18 protein-coding genes and 3 pseudogenes are annotated in these 20,451 nt (G+C 34.9%); 11 read left to right on the plus strand and 10 right to left on the minus strand.

Translation table 11 applies throughout. From position 1 onward, the window contains the following. Positions 1–24: 24 nt before the first annotated feature. Together MZHIL_RS06640 and MZHIL_RS06645 are read right to left on the minus strand one after the other, a co-directional pair. Complete coding sequence (locus MZHIL_RS06640) at positions 25–714, minus strand: LiaF transmembrane domain-containing protein (protein ID WP_013898602.1); 690 nt, start codon at positions 712–714, stop codon at positions 25–27. A 155-nt stretch (positions 715–869) separates the two neighbouring features. Then, entirely contained in the window at positions 870–1,061 is a 192-nt protein-coding gene (locus tag MZHIL_RS06645) for a hypothetical protein (protein WP_013898603.1), read from the minus strand. A 1,006-nt stretch (positions 1,062–2,067) separates the two neighbouring features. Between MZHIL_RS06645 and MZHIL_RS06650 the strand changes: the two genes are divergently transcribed. Both MZHIL_RS06650 and MZHIL_RS10830 read left to right on the plus strand, forming a co-directional pair. Next, entirely contained in the window at positions 2,068–2,301 is a 234-nt protein-coding gene (locus MZHIL_RS06650; protein WP_245527530.1) for a hypothetical protein, read from the plus strand. After that, positions 2,298–2,423, plus strand: coding sequence for a hypothetical protein (locus tag MZHIL_RS10830; protein ID WP_013898605.1), 126 nt, complete (start codon positions 2,298–2,300; stop codon positions 2,421–2,423). The genes MZHIL_RS06650 and MZHIL_RS10830 overlap by 4 nt, the downstream gene beginning before the upstream one ends. 117 nt (positions 2,424–2,540) lie before the next feature. On the opposite strand, the gene MZHIL_RS10215 is transcribed toward MZHIL_RS10830, so the two are convergent. Next, positions 2,541–5,552, minus strand: coding sequence for a PAS domain S-box protein (locus MZHIL_RS10215; protein ID WP_013898606.1), 3,012 nt, complete (start codon positions 5,550–5,552; stop codon positions 2,541–2,543). 170 nt (positions 5,553–5,722) lie between these two features. After that, positions 5,723–5,902 (minus strand): annotated as a pseudogene (locus tag MZHIL_RS10765) (IS5 family transposase); the annotation flags it as partial. A gap of 134 nt (positions 5,903–6,036) precedes the next feature. Here MZHIL_RS10765 and MZHIL_RS06660 point away from each other — a divergent pair. After that, positions 6,037–7,422, plus strand: coding sequence for an FAD-binding oxidoreductase (locus tag MZHIL_RS06660; RefSeq protein ID WP_013898607.1), 1,386 nt, complete (start codon positions 6,037–6,039; stop codon positions 7,420–7,422). 237 nt (positions 7,423–7,659) lie between these two features. Here MZHIL_RS06660 and MZHIL_RS06665 read toward each other — a convergent pair whose 3' ends face one another. From MZHIL_RS06665 to MZHIL_RS10925, 3 genes and pseudogenes are all read right to left on the minus strand, one after another. Continuing rightward, on the minus strand, positions 7,660–8,082 hold the full coding sequence (locus MZHIL_RS06665) for a hypothetical protein (RefSeq protein WP_013898608.1): 423 nt from the start codon (positions 8,080–8,082) through the stop codon (positions 7,660–7,662). Between the two features lie 458 nt (positions 8,083–8,540). After that, entirely contained in the window at positions 8,541–8,981 is a 441-nt protein-coding gene (locus tag MZHIL_RS10920) for a helix-turn-helix transcriptional regulator (protein ID WP_449405384.1), read from the minus strand. Continuing rightward, positions 8,973–9,284: pseudogene (locus MZHIL_RS10925) on the minus strand (IS1634 family transposase); the annotation flags it as partial. The gene MZHIL_RS10920 and the pseudogene MZHIL_RS10925, both read right to left, overlap by 9 nt. 115 nt (positions 9,285–9,399) lie before the next feature. On the opposite strand from MZHIL_RS10925, the gene MZHIL_RS06675 reads away from it, so the two are divergent. Then, positions 9,400–10,479, plus strand: coding sequence for an AI-2E family transporter (locus MZHIL_RS06675; protein ID WP_013898610.1), 1,080 nt, complete (start codon positions 9,400–9,402; stop codon positions 10,477–10,479). A 121-nt stretch (positions 10,480–10,600) separates the two neighbouring features. Here the strand turns inward: MZHIL_RS06675 and MZHIL_RS06680 are convergent, their stop codons facing one another. After that, the gene (locus tag MZHIL_RS06680; RefSeq protein WP_048815518.1) at positions 10,601–10,804 is read right to left on the minus strand and encodes a hypothetical protein; all 204 of its coding nucleotides are present in this window, start codon (positions 10,802–10,804) and stop codon (positions 10,601–10,603) included. 195 nt (positions 10,805–10,999) lie between these two features. On the opposite strand from MZHIL_RS06680, the gene MZHIL_RS10325 reads away from it, so the two are divergent. The 3 genes and pseudogenes from MZHIL_RS10325 (at position 11,000) to MZHIL_RS06695 (ending at position 12,660) form a co-directional block, all read left to right on the plus strand. Next, a complete protein-coding gene (locus MZHIL_RS10325; protein WP_013898611.1) occupies positions 11,000–11,176 on the plus strand; it encodes a transposase in 177 nt (58 codons plus the stop codon). A 105-nt stretch (positions 11,177–11,281) separates the two neighbouring features. Beyond that, positions 11,282–11,761, plus strand: a pseudogene (locus MZHIL_RS06690) (transposase); the annotation flags it as partial. Positions 11,762–12,453: 692 nt separating this feature from the next. Further along, on the plus strand, positions 12,454–12,660 hold the full coding sequence (locus MZHIL_RS06695; RefSeq protein WP_048815522.1) for a zinc ribbon domain-containing protein: 207 nt from the start codon (positions 12,454–12,456) through the stop codon (positions 12,658–12,660). A gap of 149 nt (positions 12,661–12,809) precedes the next feature. Here the strand turns inward: MZHIL_RS06695 and MZHIL_RS10330 are convergent, their stop codons facing one another. Further along, a complete protein-coding gene (locus MZHIL_RS10330; RefSeq protein ID WP_013898612.1) occupies positions 12,810–13,505 on the minus strand; it encodes a PKD domain-containing protein in 696 nt (231 codons plus the stop codon). Between the two features lie 364 nt (positions 13,506–13,869). Between MZHIL_RS10330 and MZHIL_RS06705 the strand changes: the two genes are divergently transcribed. The 3 genes from MZHIL_RS06705 (at position 13,870) to MZHIL_RS06720 (ending at position 17,181) form a co-directional block, all read left to right on the plus strand. Continuing rightward, positions 13,870–14,559: a LiaF transmembrane domain-containing protein gene (locus MZHIL_RS06705; protein ID WP_013898613.1), complete on the plus strand. Its 690-nt coding sequence runs from the start codon at positions 13,870–13,872 to the stop codon at positions 14,557–14,559. 362 nt (positions 14,560–14,921) lie between these two features. Continuing rightward, positions 14,922–15,803, plus strand: coding sequence for a hypothetical protein (locus tag MZHIL_RS06710; RefSeq protein ID WP_013898614.1), 882 nt, complete (start codon positions 14,922–14,924; stop codon positions 15,801–15,803). A gap of 484 nt (positions 15,804–16,287) precedes the next feature. Next, a complete protein-coding gene (locus MZHIL_RS06720; protein WP_013898616.1) occupies positions 16,288–17,181 on the plus strand; it encodes a VOC family protein in 894 nt (297 codons plus the stop codon). 163 nt (positions 17,182–17,344) lie between these two features. On the opposite strand, the gene MZHIL_RS06725 is transcribed toward MZHIL_RS06720, so the two are convergent. After that, positions 17,345–17,716 carry a GyrI-like domain-containing protein gene (locus MZHIL_RS06725; protein WP_342626849.1) on the minus strand — a complete coding sequence of 124 codons (372 nt, stop codon included), beginning with the start codon at positions 17,714–17,716 and terminating at the stop codon, positions 17,345–17,347. Between the two features lie 548 nt (positions 17,717–18,264). Here MZHIL_RS06725 and MZHIL_RS06730 point away from each other — a divergent pair. Continuing rightward, a complete protein-coding gene (locus MZHIL_RS06730; protein WP_013898617.1) occupies positions 18,265–20,091 on the plus strand; it encodes a GLUG motif-containing protein in 1,827 nt (608 codons plus the stop codon). Positions 20,092–20,451: the final 360 nt, after the last annotated feature.

Genomic DNA, 20,451 nt, shown 5'->3' on the forward strand with positions numbered 1-20,451 from the left:
TGAAAAATCCATAAACCTTAGCTTTCAGCTATGCTTTATAGTAAAATCACCCAGTATAACCGTACCCGTGATTATAATATCTGGTTTTTTGGTTGTGCTCTCTCTATCATTTGAATGACTTCGCCTTTTATCATAGATATCCCCAAGTACGTTAAGTACATCTATCTCAGCCCACCAGTCTTCCGGGATAATTATATCGATTTCACCGAGCAGGACTGTAATATCAACCTTAACAGGAGAAGATCCAATCACAGCATCCCTTAGATCCAGTTCCGTTTCTCCCAGTATTGAGACTATATTTCCTCCTTTAAAATCTGGAGAGTTGTTTGATAAATTTACTTCATCAAAAACTGCAATAATGTCAACTTTCGGATCACTTCTTTTTGGAAAAGAAGGCCGACGTTTCCTTTTAAAGAGTATATCAAGACCTATGAGAATGAAAATAATTGGCCACCAGTTAAAGATAATACCCCAGGTAACAATTTCAAGGACTAACAGTTGAACAAACGTAGCTATAAGTATTATAATTACAGGGCCTGTTATACTGGTAAATCTAGATTTAATAAGTATATAGATACCCAGCAAAATAAATAGTGATGGAATATACTGCAACAACTGACCTGTATCATATATTTCTAGATTTCTGATTAGAAATAAAATACCAAGAATTAGTATAAGGATTCCTAACAGTGTCTGGGTTGAAATTTTTGCCATATTAGTCAATTATCCATTTGATTAAATATCTATTAATCTTTTCCGAGCCGTGTAATAATAACTATCATCAAATCTTTTTTATCATACTGAAAGGCATCGAAACAGAACTTTAGTACCTATATATAGCCAATACCACAGTAACCATTAATTAAACGTTACTTTTTATGATACCTTTTTCTTATCCTTTCCAGCTCTCTTGTCGGCGGAAGTACATGACCCAATGTCTTACGACATTTTGGACAGGTAACATGCTCTTTCAGTATCGCTTCATTTTTGAATAACCGTTTTTCAACCCATATATTGTTCATACATTCTGGGCAAGCAGACATTATTTTTTCAGGTTGCATTAATCATTTCCTCCGTCATTAAAAGTTACGGTCTAGTTATTCAAAAATGGTCACAATCCGTCTAATAACCTTACCATCGTCATCTTCGTTTTCACTGTACAGATACTCGTGCCTTGCTTCTGGGTGCTCGTTGGGTAATTTAATTGTGTGTGGATTGGTTGAGGATCCTAGGTTAGTTTTTTTATTTTTCAAGAAAAAACTGGCATTCTATCAGCCTGATTTTCAAATTATAAAAAATTTTTAGAATAGCTGAGATTCTTTGTACATCCTAGAATATTTTGAAGCTAATTCTGCCATAACAGTTGCTACAAAATTTGATATAATATAGAAATATCTTGCTCCTATAGATCTTCACCCTCTTTTTTTATATATAGACTGAATATTGCACTTAAAGCTTCTTTTTTTGCCTGATTGTGCCACATAATTACCCAATACTACTATGCTAAGCATTGTTATATAATGTGATCTGAAACTATATTATTATTATTATTATTATTATTATTGCAATTAGAAATCAAGTCCATTCTTCTTATGCTTTCCAAAATGATTTCATTTTATAATTCCTTTGTGTAGTTTATACTCAGTTTCGTTGAAACTTTGTTTCAACTCAGGTTTTAAAGAAGCATTAAGAAGGTGAGCAAACAAATCTGGACCATAGTTCATGTTGTAAAATCAAAAATTATGATTCTGTAAAATAAATTATCTGAGCAATAATTGTAAATGAATTATATCTTTCTGTATTACGTATTATTACTAGGCTTGATTTTCTTTTACCCATTTCTAAATAAAGTATATGAGATTTTTCAGCAAAATCGTAACACAGTCTAGATTTATTCTGGATGAATGATTCCAGGTAAACTTTGTAATCTATCAGTCATTCAAAAAAGATATATAGATTTAAATGTATTTTATTATTATCAAATCGTATCAATAATATACCAATTCATAATAGGGTGAATATATGAAAGAAATAGAATCCATAAATAAACCTAGTCGCTCGCCTACATTGAAAACAATCAAAATGGTAGAAGATACTCTTCAAAATATGGATGATAGCATTACTTCTATCGCTGAACTTAAACGTCATTTACCCAAGCAGGTAAATCACAGTACTCTTAAGACCATACTAGAGTACCTTGAAGAGAGCAATAAGATTGCAGTAAGCATTAAAGGCATCACCTGGATACACAATGGCAATGAAAGACTTAACAAAGCAATATCTAGAGACACCGAATTATGAAAGATGTTCGGATAGTCCTTATTGATGAAGCTGATATCAAATATCGATCTTTGCAAGAAAAGGTGTCCGAATCAAAAACAAAACTAACAATAGTTGAATCAATAAAGCTGACAACCACATAATTTTACTAACTTTTGTCATTGGAGTAGGCCAGAAATAACATCAGTAACAAAAAACGCTTATTTATGTTCATTTCATATCGATTAATTATTCAAATGGCGAGATCTTTAATATCACTATTAATTCAGCGATGTAAATTTTATATTATAACGTGTTCCTTTTTTTGAAGTATCAATATTAATATTTGCATGTAGCTGTTCAACTAAAAGATTTATTATCTTAAACCCTAGAGATTTTGATTGATCGTAATCAAAGTTTTCTGGAATTCCAGTACCATTGTCTTCAACAATTAATTCATAAAAGTCATCCAATTCCTTAAATGAAATTGAGATATGTCCTTCAGCCCTATTTACGAATGCATGCTTATATGAATTTGTAACTATCTCGTTGATAATTAGACCAAGTGGAATTGTTGCATCCATACCCAGATAAACGTTGTCGAGATCTAGGTTTATCTTAATAGATTTATCATATGAATAATAAATCTGTGATATGTGATTTACAAGGCTGCTGACATAGTCCGAAATTTCAATGCTGGCAACATTATTTGTGCTATAAAGTTTTTCATGTGCCAAGGACATTGACCTTATTCTGTTTTGACTATCAATAAATGCATTTTTAATACTATCTTGATTCTTAAACAGCCTCGCTTGCATATTGAGTAAGCTGATTATAACCTGTAAGTTATTTTTTACTCTATGATGGATTTCACTTACAATTAATTGATTTTTATTAATTTCTTCCAATTGTTTCTTTTCAGTTATATCCTGCTGAACTCCAAAGTAACCTAATATTTTTCCCTCATCATCGTATAGGCATATGTAATCACCTTCAACACACATGATAGTGTCATCCATTCTACATTCACTTGTCTTTGTGTACCAGTGCCCATTATCAAATAACTGCCTACATATATTACGGCAGCTTTCTAAATCGTTTTTAAACAGATTGTATAGTGTTCTACCAATGAATTCGTCTTCAGTAGCACGATACTGATCCAGCATTGCCTGATTGGCTTTTGTTATTCTTTGGTTGTGAATAGCATAATCCAGTACTTTTTCCTTATCTACAGAATCATTCCATTCTATTGGTTCGTCCAACATCATGAAGAAAAAACCAATAAGTGATTGTGAAAAAAAGTTATTTAGCATTTTCTCGCTTTCCATTAGCTCAAGTTCAGCTTGTTTCTGTTCAGTAACATCTACTATAACTCCATCGATATATAGCAAATTATCATTCTGGTCAAAAACTCCACTTGCATTTTCATGTATCCACCTGGAATTTCCATCTTTTCTAATTAATCTATATTTTAATTGATAGGATTCTTTATTATGAATATTTTTTAAGACTTCACGATATACCATCTCCTGATCATCTTTATGAATGAGACTGTTGTATGTTCTTTTATTGCTATTAATTAATTCAGAAGGATCATAGCCTGAAATGTCTTTCATCTTATCACTTACAAAGAGCATTGTCCAGTCTCTATCCATCTTGCACCTAAAAATAGCTCCTGGAATATTTCCAACTAATGTCTTAAACCTCCCTTCACTTTGTTTTAGAGCCTCATTCGTCTGCTTGCGTTCAATTAAACTCCATAATCCCTGCATCAAAAGTTCAAGATGCTGAACATCCGTTTTATTATATTCTTCATCTTTGTTTCCAACTCCTGCGAGCATAACGATTTGATCACCACTAAAAATAGGAGCGTTCATGTGTCTGAACAATTTTACATGCCCTTCTGGCAGTCCTTTTTTTAAAGGGTTTGCAGAATAGTAATTATTTATTATGATTGGTCTTTGTTGTCTGACAGCTTCACCCCAGAGTCCAGTGCTTTCAAGTGGATATTCAGTTGGTTTTTCAACTATGTTACATTGATCCATAGCAGATCTTGACCAGGAATACATTATGAGCACATTTTCATCTTCATTGACAAAGGCTAAATATCCAGTCTTACTTTGTGTAATTTCTATGGCTTTCTCCAGTGCATAGTCTGTCATTTCCTGAAGAGTAGCTGTTGTCATTTGACCGAGTTGCAGTAATGCATGAATACGTTTGTAGTTGAGAGATTTTGCATTTTCGGCCACCTTCTTTTCAGTTATATCTATAATCATCGTTAAAATACAGGGTGTATCTTCAACATCAATTATTGTTGCTGATAGCAGGCCGTACAATATTGTGCCATCTTTACATTTAAGGGTTACTTCTTCACTTTGAATCTGTTCTTTATTCTTCAACTTCTTTGTAAGTTCGACTCTTATCTCTGGACTTGAATATATTTCAAGATCTGCTACATTTTTTCCAATGACTTCTTCTCGTGAATACTTAAGAGTTCTAAGATAGCTTGTATTAACTTCAAGAATGGACCCATCTTCAATCGAAGATATTACCATAGATGTGGGGTTGGCTTCAAAAACATCATGGAATTTTTTCTCAGATGCCTCCAGAAATAATTTTTTACGAAGGATACGCTCCTGAGTAGACCCTAAAAAGAAAATCAAAACCGACAAAAAAATAGATGCACCAAATATGGGTATCGAACCTTTCATCAGCATTGAATAATAATTGCTTGCATCTACATCCATTCCAATAACAGCTACTGCTTGACCTGTAGCAGGATCTATAATTGGAGCATAGCCAGTTATCCAAGTTCCCCAGCTATCAGTATAAGGCCCATCTACTAGCATCATTCCGGTTTCAAAAGCAAGCCTTGCTGTATCTGGGGCATCATGATAAATCTGGCCTGGATATGCGTGATCTGGGGATTCAGGTGGTTCACCATCTGCCATGAAAAATATGCTATCATCTTTCCTCATATCCAGTATGTATACAAATCTAATCTCATCGTTGATATTCTGAATTTCCTGAAGTACTGATACTAATTCTTCATGTCCATGTGTGACATCTTCTTTATAGTCTATTAAAGTAGATATATCATTAGTAGAAATAGAAGCTTTTACAATGCTTGTCTTGATAAGAAGGTCTTCTCTAAATGAAGAATCCTGCTGGTAAACAGATAATACTGTAATTAGAATTCCACATACTAAAATTGCCAGCGCAAGAATTTGCCACCAATGAATCCTTCTTTCCAAGGATTCATCTATTTTATGTGAAATCCTTTTGCTACCCATTAAAATCTTCTACAATAAACCGCCTATGATTAACTGTAAACTTTTATTTTATTCATTCAAGACCGATATTACGGGATCATAAAATTTTGTTCCTTACTCCTAAATATTTAATATTTTGTATATAATCTTTTCTTTTATTTTTGTACAGTTCAACAAGTTACATAGAATTTTCATTTTGGCTCTGTAGAAATCCTTATGTAAATAATAATTGTAAATGAGTTATACCTTTCGATGTTATGTATTAACATCTTACATTTTAATTCCTTTACCTAGTTTCTGTATTTTCTTGACTTAATTTCTTCACCATATTTTCTATTCAGAACTGAGAACATTGTTTCTATAATGTTTTTATTTATTTGACGTATAATATAATGGGACGGCGTCACTAAATTAACAATAAATAGTAGAAAAAAATGAACAATTCTACAGACCAAATTTCATCGTTTTTGTATACATGTGAAACATAAAGGATAGATTGATAGATATGAGAGAACAAATAGATCAAGCTGCTCTTGAAGAACTACGTAGGGACTTTAAGGGGCAGATACTATTACCCAGTGATCCAGCTTATAATGATGCCCGTCAGATATATAATGGAATGATAGATCGACGTCCTGCGATCATAGCCCAGTGCAACGAGGTTGAAGACGTAGTGCAAGCAGTTCTTTTTGGCCGAAAACATGACCTTGAGATTGCGGTTCGCAGTGGAGGTCACAGTGTTGAAGGCTGGGGCCTCACTGACGGAGGAATTGTAATTGACATGCGTAAAATGAACTCTGTCAGAGTTGACCCCGTTGCCCGTATTGCTTATGTTGGGGGAGGTGCAACTTGGAGAGATGTTGATAGTGCCTGCCAACCTCACGATTTAGCCACAACTGGCGGTACTATTTCAACTACAGGCGTTGCTGGAATCACACTTGGTGGTGGGTGGGGTTATCTAGCCCGTAAATTAGGATTGGCATGTGATAATCTGATATCGGTGGAGCTGGTCACTGCCGATGGTAGTATTGTGGTCACTTCTGAAGAAGATAATCCTGAGTTGTTCTGGGCACTGCATGGAGGTGGAGGTAACTTTGGTGTGGCTACATCGTTTACTTTCAGATTACATCATCTTCCTGCTACTACTCTAGCCTTATTAGTCTTCTCGCCTACGGAGGGACCAAATGTTATACGTCGCTTTCGCGATGTTATAGAAAGGTCAGCGCCAGATGAACTGAGCGGAGAAATTTCCTACATGACCGGTCCACCTGAAGATCCTGTTCCACCCGAGTTGGTCAACCAGCTATGCTTATTTCTTGAACTGTTCTATGTAGGTCCGGAAGATGAGATGCGTAAGTTTATCAATCCACTCATGGAACTTGAACCTGAAGGAGTGATGATCTCGGAGTTGCCCTATGCGGATATACAGAGTGCATTTGATATGGAACCTGGTCTCCGCAACTATTGGACTGCACAACCTCTTGAAGTATTATCCGATGAAGCTGTAGAGTTATTCTGTAAACGTGCTTATGATATGATCGTGCCTTCCAATTCCATTCAAGTTCTTTCATCATGGGGAGGGGCTATTGCTCGTCAAGATGATAAATGGCCCATGGGCAATCGCAAATCAGCATGGCTTGTGTATTCCTTTGGTCAATGGACCGACCCTGCAGACGACAAGCGTGGTATCGCCTGGGCAAATGCATTATGTTCTGATATGATTCCACATGCAACTGAAGGCACTTACCTTAATCTCATCACCAACGAGGGAAGGGAGCGCATTATCGCAGGGTATGGAAGACAGGATAAATACAAACGGCTTGCTAGGGTCAAAGCAAAATACGACCCACATAATGTTTTTCACATGAATCACAACATCAGGCCTGATTGACAGCGTCTGATACCTATAAATTTTTTACGATTAACGGGGTGTAGAGAAAGCCCACTGCTTTAGCTGTGGGAGCAGTCACTAAACCGAAATAACTATGTTGAATTAACAATTCCAAAAAAGAAAATGCATTTTCCGATCAAGGATAACATTTTTCAAAATAATTTTTTGATAATGTCCTCATGCTTTTGATTATCAAGAACATTATGAAAATGAACCAAATTGCCAACCTTGGAATAATTACGTCTTCTCCTTCCACTCCCATATTTTCCAGTGAATATTGTCCTCACTATCGACCTCATATGTGACCGGAAAGGAACTGCCATCGAGACTGCTCCATTCAGAGGTAGAAGAGCGGAAATTGATGATTCCATGTAATTTTACTTCCGAACTTCCCACAGTTCCTTTACCAAATGCTGACGCAGTGTACGTTGCTATTTCGCCGCTTTTTGACGTGATTACACCGATACCCTCTCCGGAAATTTTATCCGGAAATCGCCATACATTCCAGTCTGTTCCAATGTGCTCTGCATCGGTTCCAAGTAGCCTGCCGGTTGCTTGGTCCGTTGATTCGGTCTTCATTCCGTTCTCGAGAATTTCGACTATTCTCATGCCAATAGTCTTTCCTCTAAATTCACCTATCGGTTTTCCACTCACTTTCATATTCCTCCTGTTGTTGCTAAACTCTCCTTAGCTTTCTGCAATCAGGATTATTTCTAGGACGTAGAGTCCTAGAAGCCATTGCGTTGTCACCTTCCACTCCCAGAGTTTCCAGATGTAATTGTCACCATCCTGATAGGGATACTAAAAGCTACCCTCGCCTTTTTTCTGGTAGGCAATGCATAAACCAGCATTTTTAATTTCATCCATATATCCCCATAAGCAAACTTCGAGTCAGGGATTATCTACTTTATGAAACTTACATAAGGATAAGCAGGTTCTTTTTGAATAATAAAAGATTTAATCAACTATTCACATCAGAATTTATACAGATTTTAATTTTTTGTCCCGTAGAAATCCTAGCAAAGCCATCATCAAAAAAGTTTAATATGTAATGACTATATTCAGTTAGAGATACTTTGTAAATTATCAATGGATTAAATTGTTATCGAAAAATATAATCAAATTTTATTTATTGGCGTAGAGTCCTTCAGGTAATAGTTAAAAAGCTCTGATCCCCATTCAAGTGCCTTCTGTCTATTACCTAAAATACGTACATTATCTAAATTTCCATCTTTTCTTAATAAGGTAAACATTAAATAGTGTTTACTTATTCCTAAGGACAAAAACCCTAAATTTTCAGGGTGTAAATAAAAATTGAATTTATTGGTATTAATCAGATTAGTAAAAATTTTATTATAATCTTCGGTCATATTATCCAATAAATCTTGAGAAAGTATAAAATGTATTTCAACATCATTACGAATCAAGTCGTCAAATAATTCTATAAAATTTGGATGGAAAAAGGTGTTTATACTATAAAGAACCCCGGAATCCTTTGAACTTTCATGGAACTCTTTAAGTATATAGTGAGTTTTTGGAATAGGAGGAGTTTTCCCTATCGTTTCAAGAACTCTATATAGAGTCCTTTCACTGAATTCGGGAAGATTGAAGATGTCCAGTACTTCATTTCTGTTGATCCACTTATGAGCTTTACTTATACTGAAATTATCAGTAAGCTTGTAGCTTACTAACGCTTTGAGCAACTTGCTGATATCAAGTCCATTCTTCTTATGCTTTCCAAAAACAGTAGAAAAATTAAGTGATTCATAGAAGTAGTCAACAGCTAGAATGGTTCCAATCGGAAAAGATATATTCTCATTTGGTGTAATCTTATGTGTTCTTAGCTTTTGTTGCGTTTTCATCGAATAATACAAAGGCTAAGAACACTTTTATTAATTGTGACTGGCAAACTTGGGATAATATGAAATGAATAATTCATTATTTGTGCTATATGTATAAGGGATACAGGGGGGTACAATGGAACATTCCAGTAAAATGTGGCAGGCGATAATTGTTCTTGTTATCCTGACAAGTGTACTTGCTTATGCATTGTACCCATTTATAAATGCCTTCTTAACTGCATTCATACTGTATGTAATATTCAAACCACTCCATAGGTTTTTGACAGTAGATCACAAGATTAGATCAGATATTTCTGCAATTATTGTTTTAATTGTATCTGCTCTTATCATCCTGATCCCTGTACACATCTTGTTGGCACTGGTCTATTTGCAAATACAGGCTTTGTTCTTAGATACCACTTGGCTGTTTTCGTATATTGAGCTGGCTACCAGCTATATCCATATAATCGAAAGCATAGTACTTCCATTTGAGATTGATCTGGAACTTGAAAATCGGCTTATGGAGTTCTTTTCCACTCTTTCTAATCTTATAAGTGGTGCAGCTGTAGACGCAATGTCTGCAATCGGTCAAATACTGATAGAGATTGTCATAATGTACTTTTTGTTTTTTTATCTCCTGATTGGAGATAAGTCTAAATTTGCGCAGACTTTTAGAAACGCCATTCCTTTTAACGAGGATAATACAAAAAAATTACTTGATAAGTTCAGCTCCCTTGTAAAGACAATTCTTTTTAGCTCAGGTATAATTGCATTTATACAGGGAGCCATATTGACTATAACATTCCTTCTCCTTGGTATTGAAGGTGCTTTCTTCTGGGGTTTTGTAACTCTTATCCTTTCCTTCCTCCCGATGGTTGGTCCACCTGTTATATGGGTGCCGACCCTTGCATTACAGTTGATACAGGGTGATTATTTCATTGCAGTCGGTGTGCTCATAGGTGGAATAATACACACACTTGTAGATGAGGTTCTTCGACCACTTGTTCAAAAAAGAGTAGGACAGATACACCCTCTTGTTACCATTGTAGGTGTCTTAACAGGTTTGAAAATGTTTGGCTTATTGGGGATAATCCTGGGACCTTTACTGATCTCATATGTCCTGCTTATAGCTTTAATGGTACATGATGAATACCTGTCAGGCCCGGATAGCAATAAATATGAGCAGCTAATATGTGAACTTATCAAACATGACTGACTATAATTCCTGTATACACCCCATACCATTAAGGAGATATTGGTTCATTGGTCATCGTTTAAAGAGCCTTATTTACCTGATAGCTATTGATTCTGTGCTAAATATCTGCCATAAACTCGGGTCAATTTTTAATGAAATCAACACCATTTCCTGCATATAATAGGCCCACATTTTTTCCAACGGTTATATACATTAAGATAATGGGTATAATTATCTTTTTAACCGGTAACATATGGATGAGTTCCAAAAGCACAAAGGAAACAATGACTTGGCATTCTGTTTCATGTAATGCAAAGTATCTTTTGAAAACCCAATTTCTTTCCATTGCTTGCCAGCATTAAGATCCTTGAAACCTAGCCAGCACATTGGAAGTACTGACAGTCATTCTGAAATAGCATAATATCGACATAATCTTAAGTTCTAATAGGAGATATTCTCATCAAAAAAAGTAGATCCTATTATTGAACTGATTTCAAAAGTATAAATACTATTTATTCCATTTATAGTTTGAGGGGATTAAATGGAATTTAAAGAACTCACTGATGAACAGTGGAAATATATTAAACCGTATTTACCTCCACAACCAATAACTGGACGAAAGAGAGCAAATGACCGTAATGTCATCAATGGTATTCTCTTTGTCCTGATTACAGGTTGTAGATGGTCAGATATGCCTGAATGTTATGGATCACCTTAAATGCATGAGAAGAGCGAAAACATGGTCTCAGAAAGAAGTATTCTCACTGGAAACAGTTTGTGTAGATAGTAGCCTGATTGAAACAAAAAAAGGGGAGAATCAACCGCCTACAACGGCCACAAGAAACTAAAAGGAATAAAAATACATACATGTGTAACCTGTGACTGTTTTCCTCTTGAAATTATCATTTCACCAGGAAATGAACATGATAGTAAAAGGTTCATTGAAGTAATGGATAGCATTAAAATAAAATCCAGTAGAAGACCACGAACAAGACCTTTAGAAGTTCTTGTAGATTCTGCATATGACAATAAGGATATTCGTGAATATCTCAGATCAAGATTAATAAAGAGCGATATCCCAGTAAATCCAAGAAACCTGAAAAAGATACCAAGAGGCAGACCTACCCGATTTGAATACGAATCGTATCATAAAAGAGGTGCAATTGAGAGATTCTTTGGATGGCTGAAAATGGGATTTAGAAAAATAGCACAGAGATATGAACGTCTTAACCTTATTTTTAAAGGATTGCTAGATATTGCATGTTTCATGCTATGCTGGAAAAAGGTGTCTCCGGAGTTTTAAATAGGAGTTATGTAGAAATCCTCATTTGAACAAAATACTGCTCATCCCCCCTTGTGTTTTCGCTAGCAAGTTAACACTTTGGGATTTTATCATTTTTAAAGCAACAAGTAATTTTTAGCAGGAAATAAGTTTTCTACAGAGCCTAAATAGGCTCATATTTAATAATAAATCAAAATAATTTTTTTGCCAGTATAATTAATATTATAACTGTGCTATTACATAATTATAATAATGATCCGATAGAAATTTTTTTACCCCACGTTCCCAACTTCTATCGGATTATTTTTTTGAACTTTTCCATAAATTTTTTATATATTTTCCCGCCATAGGACGAAACATGCAATTTTCATCCACTATCCCTCAAACAGAGTTGTGTCACTATTTTGCTGTAAAAGTTCATATTTTTATTTAGAAATAGATAAAAAGAAATCAAGCCTAGTAATAAAAAACAGAAACATATAATCAATCTCTGACACTTGCATATAAGATTGCGCGTGCTTTTGGAGAAAATATTGAACATGTGTTCATATTTGGAGATTGAGTTTAGTTCCCTGACTTATCTGGTTTAAAGATACCTTTAGTCTGAAGTTGGTAGCTAAACTCCACAATTTCTCCATTTTCATTCTTTGTTTATCTTAATTAGTAGAAGACTCTTTCCTCGCAACATAGTGACAGGTGGATGATGAAGCCGATTGATATGGGAAAACCTTCTGCTTATTGGACAGTTTGAGCCATCAACAAAAATATGTAACATCTATGGCTACCATAACAGAAAACATAAGCCTGGAAGACCGGCAATGGTATGCCTGAACTGCAATACAAATCATGACATAGATATTAATGCTGCTATCAATATTAAGAAATTCGCTCTTCAAGAGCAGAATCTAATAGGTATATAATCATCGTAGGAACTATGGGATGAGTCTGTGTATTTATCTTAAAAAGAGGAAAAAGTGAAGCAGAAAACTACATGCATGATCGTGGGTACTCACATGTTATAGCCACTCACTGATATAGGAAATAGGATTTCTACAGAACCTTTTACAATTTATTTTTGCCTTATTTTTTTAACCAGAGCTGCAATAGCAAATAAGCTTGTAATAGCAAATATTATTCCAAAACCCGGTATTGGTGAAGGCTCATCATCTACTGGATGTCCAACTGTAATTGTTTCCTCAGCAGAATCTTCTCCAACTTCGTTGCTTACTGTAAGTGTAACAGTATAGACATCCGGTGTTAGGTATGTATGCGTTGGGTTGACTTCTGCTGATGTATTACCATCACCAAAATCCCAGTGGTATTCAACTGCATTTTCGGAATTGTCGGTAAAGGTTACTTCAAGCGGTGCTACACCACTTGTAGGGTTGGCAGTAAAGTCTGCAACAGGTGGCACATCATCATCGACTTCGGCTTCTACAATCACAGTTCCCTGCATTTGTGGATGGTAGATACACATATAGTCATAGGTTCCAGTTTCATTGAATGTGTAACTGAAACTGTCTCCATCTTGCAAATCACCTGAATCAAATTCATCAGCAGTAACCGTATGCGTCTCTGCATCCATGTTGATCCAGATGACAGTATCATTTTCATAAATTGTTAATTCAGAAGGATTATACTCAAATCCCTGGATTATAATTTCATATTCAGCTGGTTCTGAATTCTGGTTAGCACCTGCTTGCAATGCAAATAAAGATAGTACCACCAGCAACATTAAAAATTTTAAAATACTTTTATTAATCATAAATATCTCCCCCATATGATATGATATGATATTTAATTTGGTAACCCAGAAATAAAATAAATCCGGGTTACCTTTACCGAGTACAGTTTTTTCAGAGTGCCGACATGGCTATTGCAATTGAAAAATAATACAAAATGGGAACTAAGGGAACTTTTCTGTATATTTTTGCAATTACAAATGTACCCCCACACGATCCAACCCGCACATCGGTTGCTAATTTATATAATGTTAGCACTATAATGTATGATAAGCAAATATATAAAACTCATAGGATCTTTAATACAAAATCAAGTACTAATTGCTTTTCTAAAAAGCCGCTACTAGAAAGAAATTAATATATGTTCAAACTAAACATCAATTGAACATGGTTAAAATCTCATCTCAAGTATTGCTGGGCATTCTCGTTCTTCTTCTTGGAATTTTACTTCTGATCAGGAATCTAGAAATATATGATACAGGTCAGCTGTTGCAGTATATTCCATCACTATTTATTTTGCTGGGTGTCTATATACTTATTAAATCTAGATTTACCAGTATAACAGGCCCTGTAATTATAATACTTATAGCTACGTTTGTTCAACTGTTAGTCCTTGAAATTGTTACCTGGGGTACTCTTATCACATGGTGGCCAATTATTTTCATTCTTATAGGACTTGATATACTGCTTAAAAGAAAACGCCGTTCATCTACTCCAAAAAGAAGTGATCAGAAGGTTGACATTACTGCAGTTTTTGATGAAGTAAATCTATCAAACAACTCTCCAGATTTTAAAGGAGGAAATATAAGTGTAGTCCTGGGAGATTCTGAGCTGGATCTAAAGGATGCTGAAATTGGCTCTTCACCTGCTAAAATCAATGTTACAGTTTTACTTGGTGAAGCTGATATAATAGTTCCTGAAGACTGGCAGGTTGAAATGGATCTCATCAATATACTTGGAGATATCTATGATAAGAGGCCAAATCGTTCAGGAGATAAAGAAGTGTCAACCGAAAAACCAGACCTTATAATAACAGGAACAGTTATACTAGGCGATTTTTCAATAAAAGACAAATGAAATGTTAAGGTGTAAGGAGTTTTTAAAATCTTAAAAAATAGTTATTAAGTAATCATTTCTATTACTATATCTTCAATTTCCCTATCTTTTCTGCAGTCAAAGCTTCCGATTTTGTAAAATTTGCATCTGTATCCAAAGTCATTACATGTTATTTTGACTAAACTCGGTGATGTTAATTAATTACCAATAAAATTTTCGGATTTTATTATTTTACAGATAGTTCTCCATTCATTCCTCATTTTACGGAAAGAATCTTCTTGGCTTAAAAGTCAAATTTAGATCGATTGCTTTCAGGGTAAAAAAACCGATGAATATGTATAGTTGAATTACTCTATGTATTTAATTATCAAGAGGGGATTATTTTGCCAATAACTATAGAAGAAGTATTGAATCGAGGCTTTAAAGCCTGGACTAAGAATTTGAAGATATCCGTGCCATTTATTCTTGCTGCTCTTGTGGTAGGAATTATGTGGATTGCATACATGGCTCTGTTTGTGATAGCTGTCATGCCATCTTTGATAGTAGATCCTAATATGGTTGTGGAAGCACTCAGACCATATCTTTTGCCGTTTGGTGTAGGTGTTTTAGTAATCATACTTATTAGTATGCTTATTGAATCATTTTTTACAGCTGGTGCAATTGGGATGGCAAAAGATGTCACAGTAAATGGTAGAACTAGCTATGAAGAAATGATCAATTCCGGGAAAACACATTTTTTCAACTATTTCCTGTTATATATCTTGTTCTATCTGATAACGCTGGTGGGTATTATATTTGTAATACCTGGTATTTTACAGATCGGAGATATTACTAACTTTGATGCGATCATACAGAATCTGCTTGTAATAGGTGCTGGATTTGTACTCTGGATTATTTACGGCATTTTTGTAAGTATTATTCTGGCAGTATCCTACTACGCACTTGTTGTTGATAAGCTTGGACCCATTCAGGCAATAAAGGCCAGTTACAGGTTCTTTATGGACAACAAGGCTGCTGTAGTAATACTCTGGTTGCTTACAGTTGTAGTTGTGATTGCACTCAGTTTTATAGGGATGCTCTTTCAATTCAATGAAACGCTTGCAATCATATGGAGTGTAATAAGCACTATAGTGAGTATTGTTGTAATTCCTGCAGTATTTACTCTATGGTGGACGTTCCTGTACATGGGTAAAACAGGCCATGATGTACGCGACCCAAAGACTATTGATACTCCAAAGGTAAGTGAATTGCAGTCCAATGAATAAAATTTTAACTTGCAGGCTTTGCTGAAAAGTTCAAAGCCTTACTATTTTTTTTAACAGAAAAGAGAAGAATATATGAAAATTAAAAGAAATCTATTAGCAACTTCAGCAGCTGTTACGATGTGTAGTGTGTTTTTATTGCCCTATTCATCCAGTGATGGCTTTAGGTTTAATTTCGGTTACCCGTTCCCTTATTTTACTACCTATGACTGGCCAAGCCCAATAGCAGCTAATGAAATTCTGTTAATGAGAGTTAGTATTGATCTATTTCCTTTTTTGATAAATGTAATTCTAATATACCTGGTTATGCATCTGATATTGAGTGGAATCAATAAGCTCAGAAGTTCCTTAAGTAGTGAAAAAACCAGAAATTAGAACAATAGCTACACAAAGTTAATAGTACAGGATGCTCATGATTATTATTTAGTGGAATTTTAATTTCACCCTGTTTCAACCTTAAACCAGTTAGCTTACGGTAGGTGACTTTATGCAAAAAATTAGTCCTCATTTATGGTTTGACAAAGAAGCTGTCCAAGCAGCTGAATTTTACACGGGCCTTATAGAGAATTCAAAGATCAAAGACATAACAACACTTCAAAATACTCCCTCCGGGACAGCTGAAACGGTTACTATTGAACTGGCAGGCCAGGAATTTATGCTGCTCTCAGCCGGTCCTCTATTCAAATTTAATCCCTCGATTTCATTCATTATTGCATGTAAAACAATAGAGGAAGTTGACTCGCTATGGAACAAACTGGCTGATGGTGGTACGGAACTTATGCCCCTGGATTCATATGATTTTAGTGAAAAATACGGATGGATCGAGGATAAATTTGGAGTTTCATGGCAATTGATTTACGTAGATGATTATGGAGCAATGGATACACAGAAAATTACTCCAACGCTTTTGTTTACTGGTGATCAGTGTGGAAAAGCAGATGAGGCAATCAGCTATTACACATCTGTTTTCAGTAATTCAAAAATTGGTGATATTTATCGATATGGTCCAGATGAGGAACCTGACAAAGAAGGAACAGTCAAACACGCTGGATTCGTAATAGAAGGTCAGGAATTTGCGGCTATGGATAGTGCTCTGGCCCATGCTTTTAATTTTAATGAAGCCATTTCATTCATCGTCTACTGCAAGACACAGAAAGAAATTGATTACTACTGGGATAAATTATCGGCTGTTCCTGAAGCCGAACAGTGCGGCTGGCTCAAAGATAAATTTGGAGTTTCGTGGCAAATTATTCCTACTGCCATGAAAGAAATGATGAAGACTAAAGATCCAGAAAAAATGAAGAGAGTAACTGAAGCATTTCTTAAAATGAAAAAATTTGATATTGAAGAATTAAAACGAGCATACGAAGGAAAAATCTAAAATTTTAATTATGATCAAAAGCTCAATTGCTGACTGAAACTCTATATGTTGACATCATAAGTGCGCTTATTGTCCAGGTTGCAGGATTCAGATGTATATCTGTGTCACAATCTGCGATATATACAGTTAATATCCGAAATCTGAAAAAGAAAAATAGGTTAATTTAGGTTAAAGGGAATACTATTTTTGTCAACAATTCAAATTCTGGTACCTCCTCTGGCGAATTGTAATAGAATTCATATGATACTCCAGTGACTTCCTCGCCCTGTTCCTTAATCCATTCCAGCAATTTGATGTACCCCTGTTCACTTGCGGCATACGGTCCTTTGTGTACGAAAGATGCTTCGCGACCTCCTGGTATTGTACTAGACCGTATATCATCCTTACCTTCTACTTTGGCAGGCACGATGAATCCCATTTCAACATCGAGGTTTTCCATATCCATGCTATAATATATGACAAAAGGTACATCCATTGGCTGTACATTGATCGAGTCCATATATTCCATGATTTTATGGTATGCCTCACCTATAATTTCAGGTAATCTGGCTACTGAAGTGGATTTGTGCGTATTGTTAACGTATTCTTTTCAGGCATTGTATCTATATTAAATTCTTGTTTCATCTGGCATAACAACTCCATTCAACAATTTTGTGTCGAAAAATGAAATTTATAGTATTTTCTATTTATAGTTTCTCAGGCAACTGGGCTTGACTAAAAAATAGTAAATTTGACTAATTAGTATCCTTTCAATCAAATTTCTCTTTGAATTTTAATTTTTGAAAAAATTATCAGAATTATTTGCAAAATAATAGATACCAAGAAAAAATTATGCTAAATACTTCACTTTATCAATATTAGAACTGTTTAGGATGATGTGTACAGTTAAATCCAAAATTCGTCACCATTTTAAATTTGAGTGAAGTATTGCAAATATGTCTGTATGATTAAAGAAATTAACACTCTAAGTTATTTAGATTCATTTAGATATTATCTAGAATCTTATTTCCTGAGAAATTATTCCTATTCATATATTTATAACATTTTATAAACTGTTTATATACTTCTAGGAGGAATTCTTGTATGTGGGGAATTGGGAATACAAAATATAATTTACTTGCTAAATTGGTACTAGTGCTATCTGCAATACTGATATTATTAACTATATTTTTAATAAGCCCAGTATCAGCATTTGCAGGTGGCGATGGTTCAACAGACAATCCATATCAGATATCTAACATTGATCAACTGCAAAACATGAAATTAGATCTATCTGCGCATTATGTTCTAATTGATAATATTGATGCATCTGATACTGTGAACTGGAATGATGGTGCTGGATTTGAGCCGATAGGTAATACTACTGGTTATCATTTCACTGGCTCATTTGATGGTAATGGTTATGAGATTACTGGATTTTATATTAATAGGTCTGGTACAAGTTATATTGGACTATTTGGATATACTGGCTTTGGTTCAGAAATTAAAAATGTTGGATTAGTTGATGTAGATATTATAACAGGCCAACTAGGCCAAAGTTATGTGGGTGCATTGGTTGGTTATAATAATGGATTTATTGAAAGTTCATATGCAACTGGGAATGTTGATGGTTTTGCTAATGTTGGAGGACTTGCTGGGTCGAATTCAGGCACAATAAACAATTCATATGCAACTGGAAATGTAAACGGTTTTGTTAGTGTTGGTGGACTTGTTGGACACAATAATTATGGTGCAATTGAAAATTCATATGCGACCGGAAATGTTGAAGGTAATTTTTATGTTGGTGGACTGGTTGGAGATAATCGAGGAAACATTGAAAATTCATATGCAACTGGAAATGTTGATGGTTGGGATTATGTCGGTGGACTTGCTGGGTCGAATTCAGGTACAGTAAACAATTCATATGCAACAGGAGGTGTTGAAGGCTCTAATTGGATCGGTGGACTGGTTGGAGATAATCGAGGAAACATCGAAAAATCATATGCAACTGGAAATGTAAATGGTTTTGCTAATGTTGGTGGACTGGTTGGTCAAAGTCGTGATGATGGAGCAATTATTACTTCATATGCAACTGGAAATGTTGACGGGAGTTGGTCTGTCGGTGGGTTGGTTGGAAATAACCGAGGAAACATCGAAAACTCATATGCAACTGGAAATGTTGATGGTTGGTGGGATTATATTGGTGGACTGGTTGGTTGGAATAGTGGAACTATTAAGAATTCATATGCAACTGGAAATGTAAATGGTAATGATTATATCGGTGGACTGGTTGGAGATAATGATGGTGGTACAATTAGCAATTCATATTGGAACACCGAAACATCGGGACTTAATAAATCAGGCGGTGGAGATGGTCGTACAACAGAAGAAATGACGTATCCACATGCAAACGATACTTATGTTGAATGGGATTTTGAAAATATCTGGATCATACAAGCAGATATTAATGATGGATATCCATGTTTCCATCACTTACATGAAATTGGAACACCAAACATCAGTATTCAAAAATTTATCAATGGTGAACATGTGAATGAACCACCAGGACCGGTAATTCATCTGGGAAGTATTATCGAATGGAAATTCAATGTTACAAACAATGGTAATGTTCAACTTACAAATATTACAGTAGTTGATGATAAACTTGGTATTATCTGTGAAATCGATGAACTTGAACCAGGTGAATCAAAGGTATGTATAGTGACAGATCAAGCATCTGCTAAACAACAGATGAATACCGTTACAGTAACTGGATGGTATGATGAGATAGAAATGCTGCAAGATACTGATTCTGCATACTACTTTGGATATAGGGGTGCGACAAGTGCTGATGTTCCAACTGCTTCGGGTATAATTACAGTCTTATTTATAGGATTTTTCTCATTGTTATATATGAGAAGGAATCATTGAAGACTGAATTGATCTGAGGGGAAATACAATAGAAAAAGATTTGTTTGAATTTAAGTATCTTTTCAAGCTGGAATCGAGATAAATTCCAGCTTACATTGTTTCTAAAATCCTAACCAAACCGCTCTAGAAATATATTATTATATTGTCTCTGTAGAAATCCTATTTTTCATTAAGGATTGAACCTAATATATAAAAAAATGAAAAACGTATTGTTTTAGTTTACTGAATAGTTTCATTTGACATCTTCTAGGGCTATGTTACTATTTTATTGTAAAGTCTCATATATTTTTCTTAAAATCACGCTTACGGTAATTAAAACCTCTATTTACTTCTCACTTAAGCAGCGACAGGTCTCAGTAA

It is taken from the genome of Methanosalsum zhilinae DSM 4017 (assembly GCF_000217995.1).
Taxonomy (GTDB): Archaea; Halobacteriota; Methanosarcinia; order Methanosarcinales; family Methanosarcinaceae; genus Methanosalsum; species Methanosalsum zhilinae.

Bases quoted from the DNA above. Each gene is read 5' to 3' on its own strand.
- MZHIL_RS06640 (WP_013898602.1), bottom strand. From the start codon at position 714: ATGGCAAAAATTTCAACCCAGACACTGTTAGGAATCCTTATACTAATT.
- MZHIL_RS06645 (WP_013898603.1), bottom strand. From the start codon at position 1,061: ATGCAACCTGAAAAAATAATGTCTGCTTGCCCAGAATGTATGAACAAT.
- MZHIL_RS10830 (WP_013898605.1), top strand. From the start codon at position 2,298: ATGAAAGATGTTCGGATAGTCCTTATTGATGAAGCTGATATCAAATAT.
- MZHIL_RS10215 (WP_013898606.1), bottom strand. From the start codon at position 5,552: ATGGGTAGCAAAAGGATTTCACATAAAATAGATGAATCCTTGGAAAGA.
- MZHIL_RS06660 (WP_013898607.1), top strand. From the start codon at position 6,037: ATGAGAGAACAAATAGATCAAGCTGCTCTTGAAGAACTACGTAGGGAC.
- MZHIL_RS06665 (WP_013898608.1), bottom strand. From the start codon at position 8,082: ATGAAAGTGAGTGGAAAACCGATAGGTGAATTTAGAGGAAAGACTATT.
- MZHIL_RS06675 (WP_013898610.1), top strand. From the start codon at position 9,400: ATGGAACATTCCAGTAAAATGTGGCAGGCGATAATTGTTCTTGTTATC.
- MZHIL_RS06680 (WP_048815518.1), bottom strand. From the start codon at position 10,804: ATGGAAAGAAATTGGGTTTTCAAAAGATACTTTGCATTACATGAAACA.
- MZHIL_RS10325 (WP_013898611.1), top strand. From the start codon at position 11,000: ATGGAATTTAAAGAACTCACTGATGAACAGTGGAAATATATTAAACCG.
- MZHIL_RS10330 (WP_013898612.1), bottom strand. From the start codon at position 13,505: ATGATTAATAAAAGTATTTTAAAATTTTTAATGTTGCTGGTGGTACTA.
- MZHIL_RS06705 (WP_013898613.1), top strand. From the start codon at position 13,870: ATGGTTAAAATCTCATCTCAAGTATTGCTGGGCATTCTCGTTCTTCTT.
- MZHIL_RS06720 (WP_013898616.1), top strand. From the start codon at position 16,288: ATGCAAAAAATTAGTCCTCATTTATGGTTTGACAAAGAAGCTGTCCAA.
- MZHIL_RS06730 (WP_013898617.1), top strand. From the start codon at position 18,265: ATGTGGGGAATTGGGAATACAAAATATAATTTACTTGCTAAATTGGTA.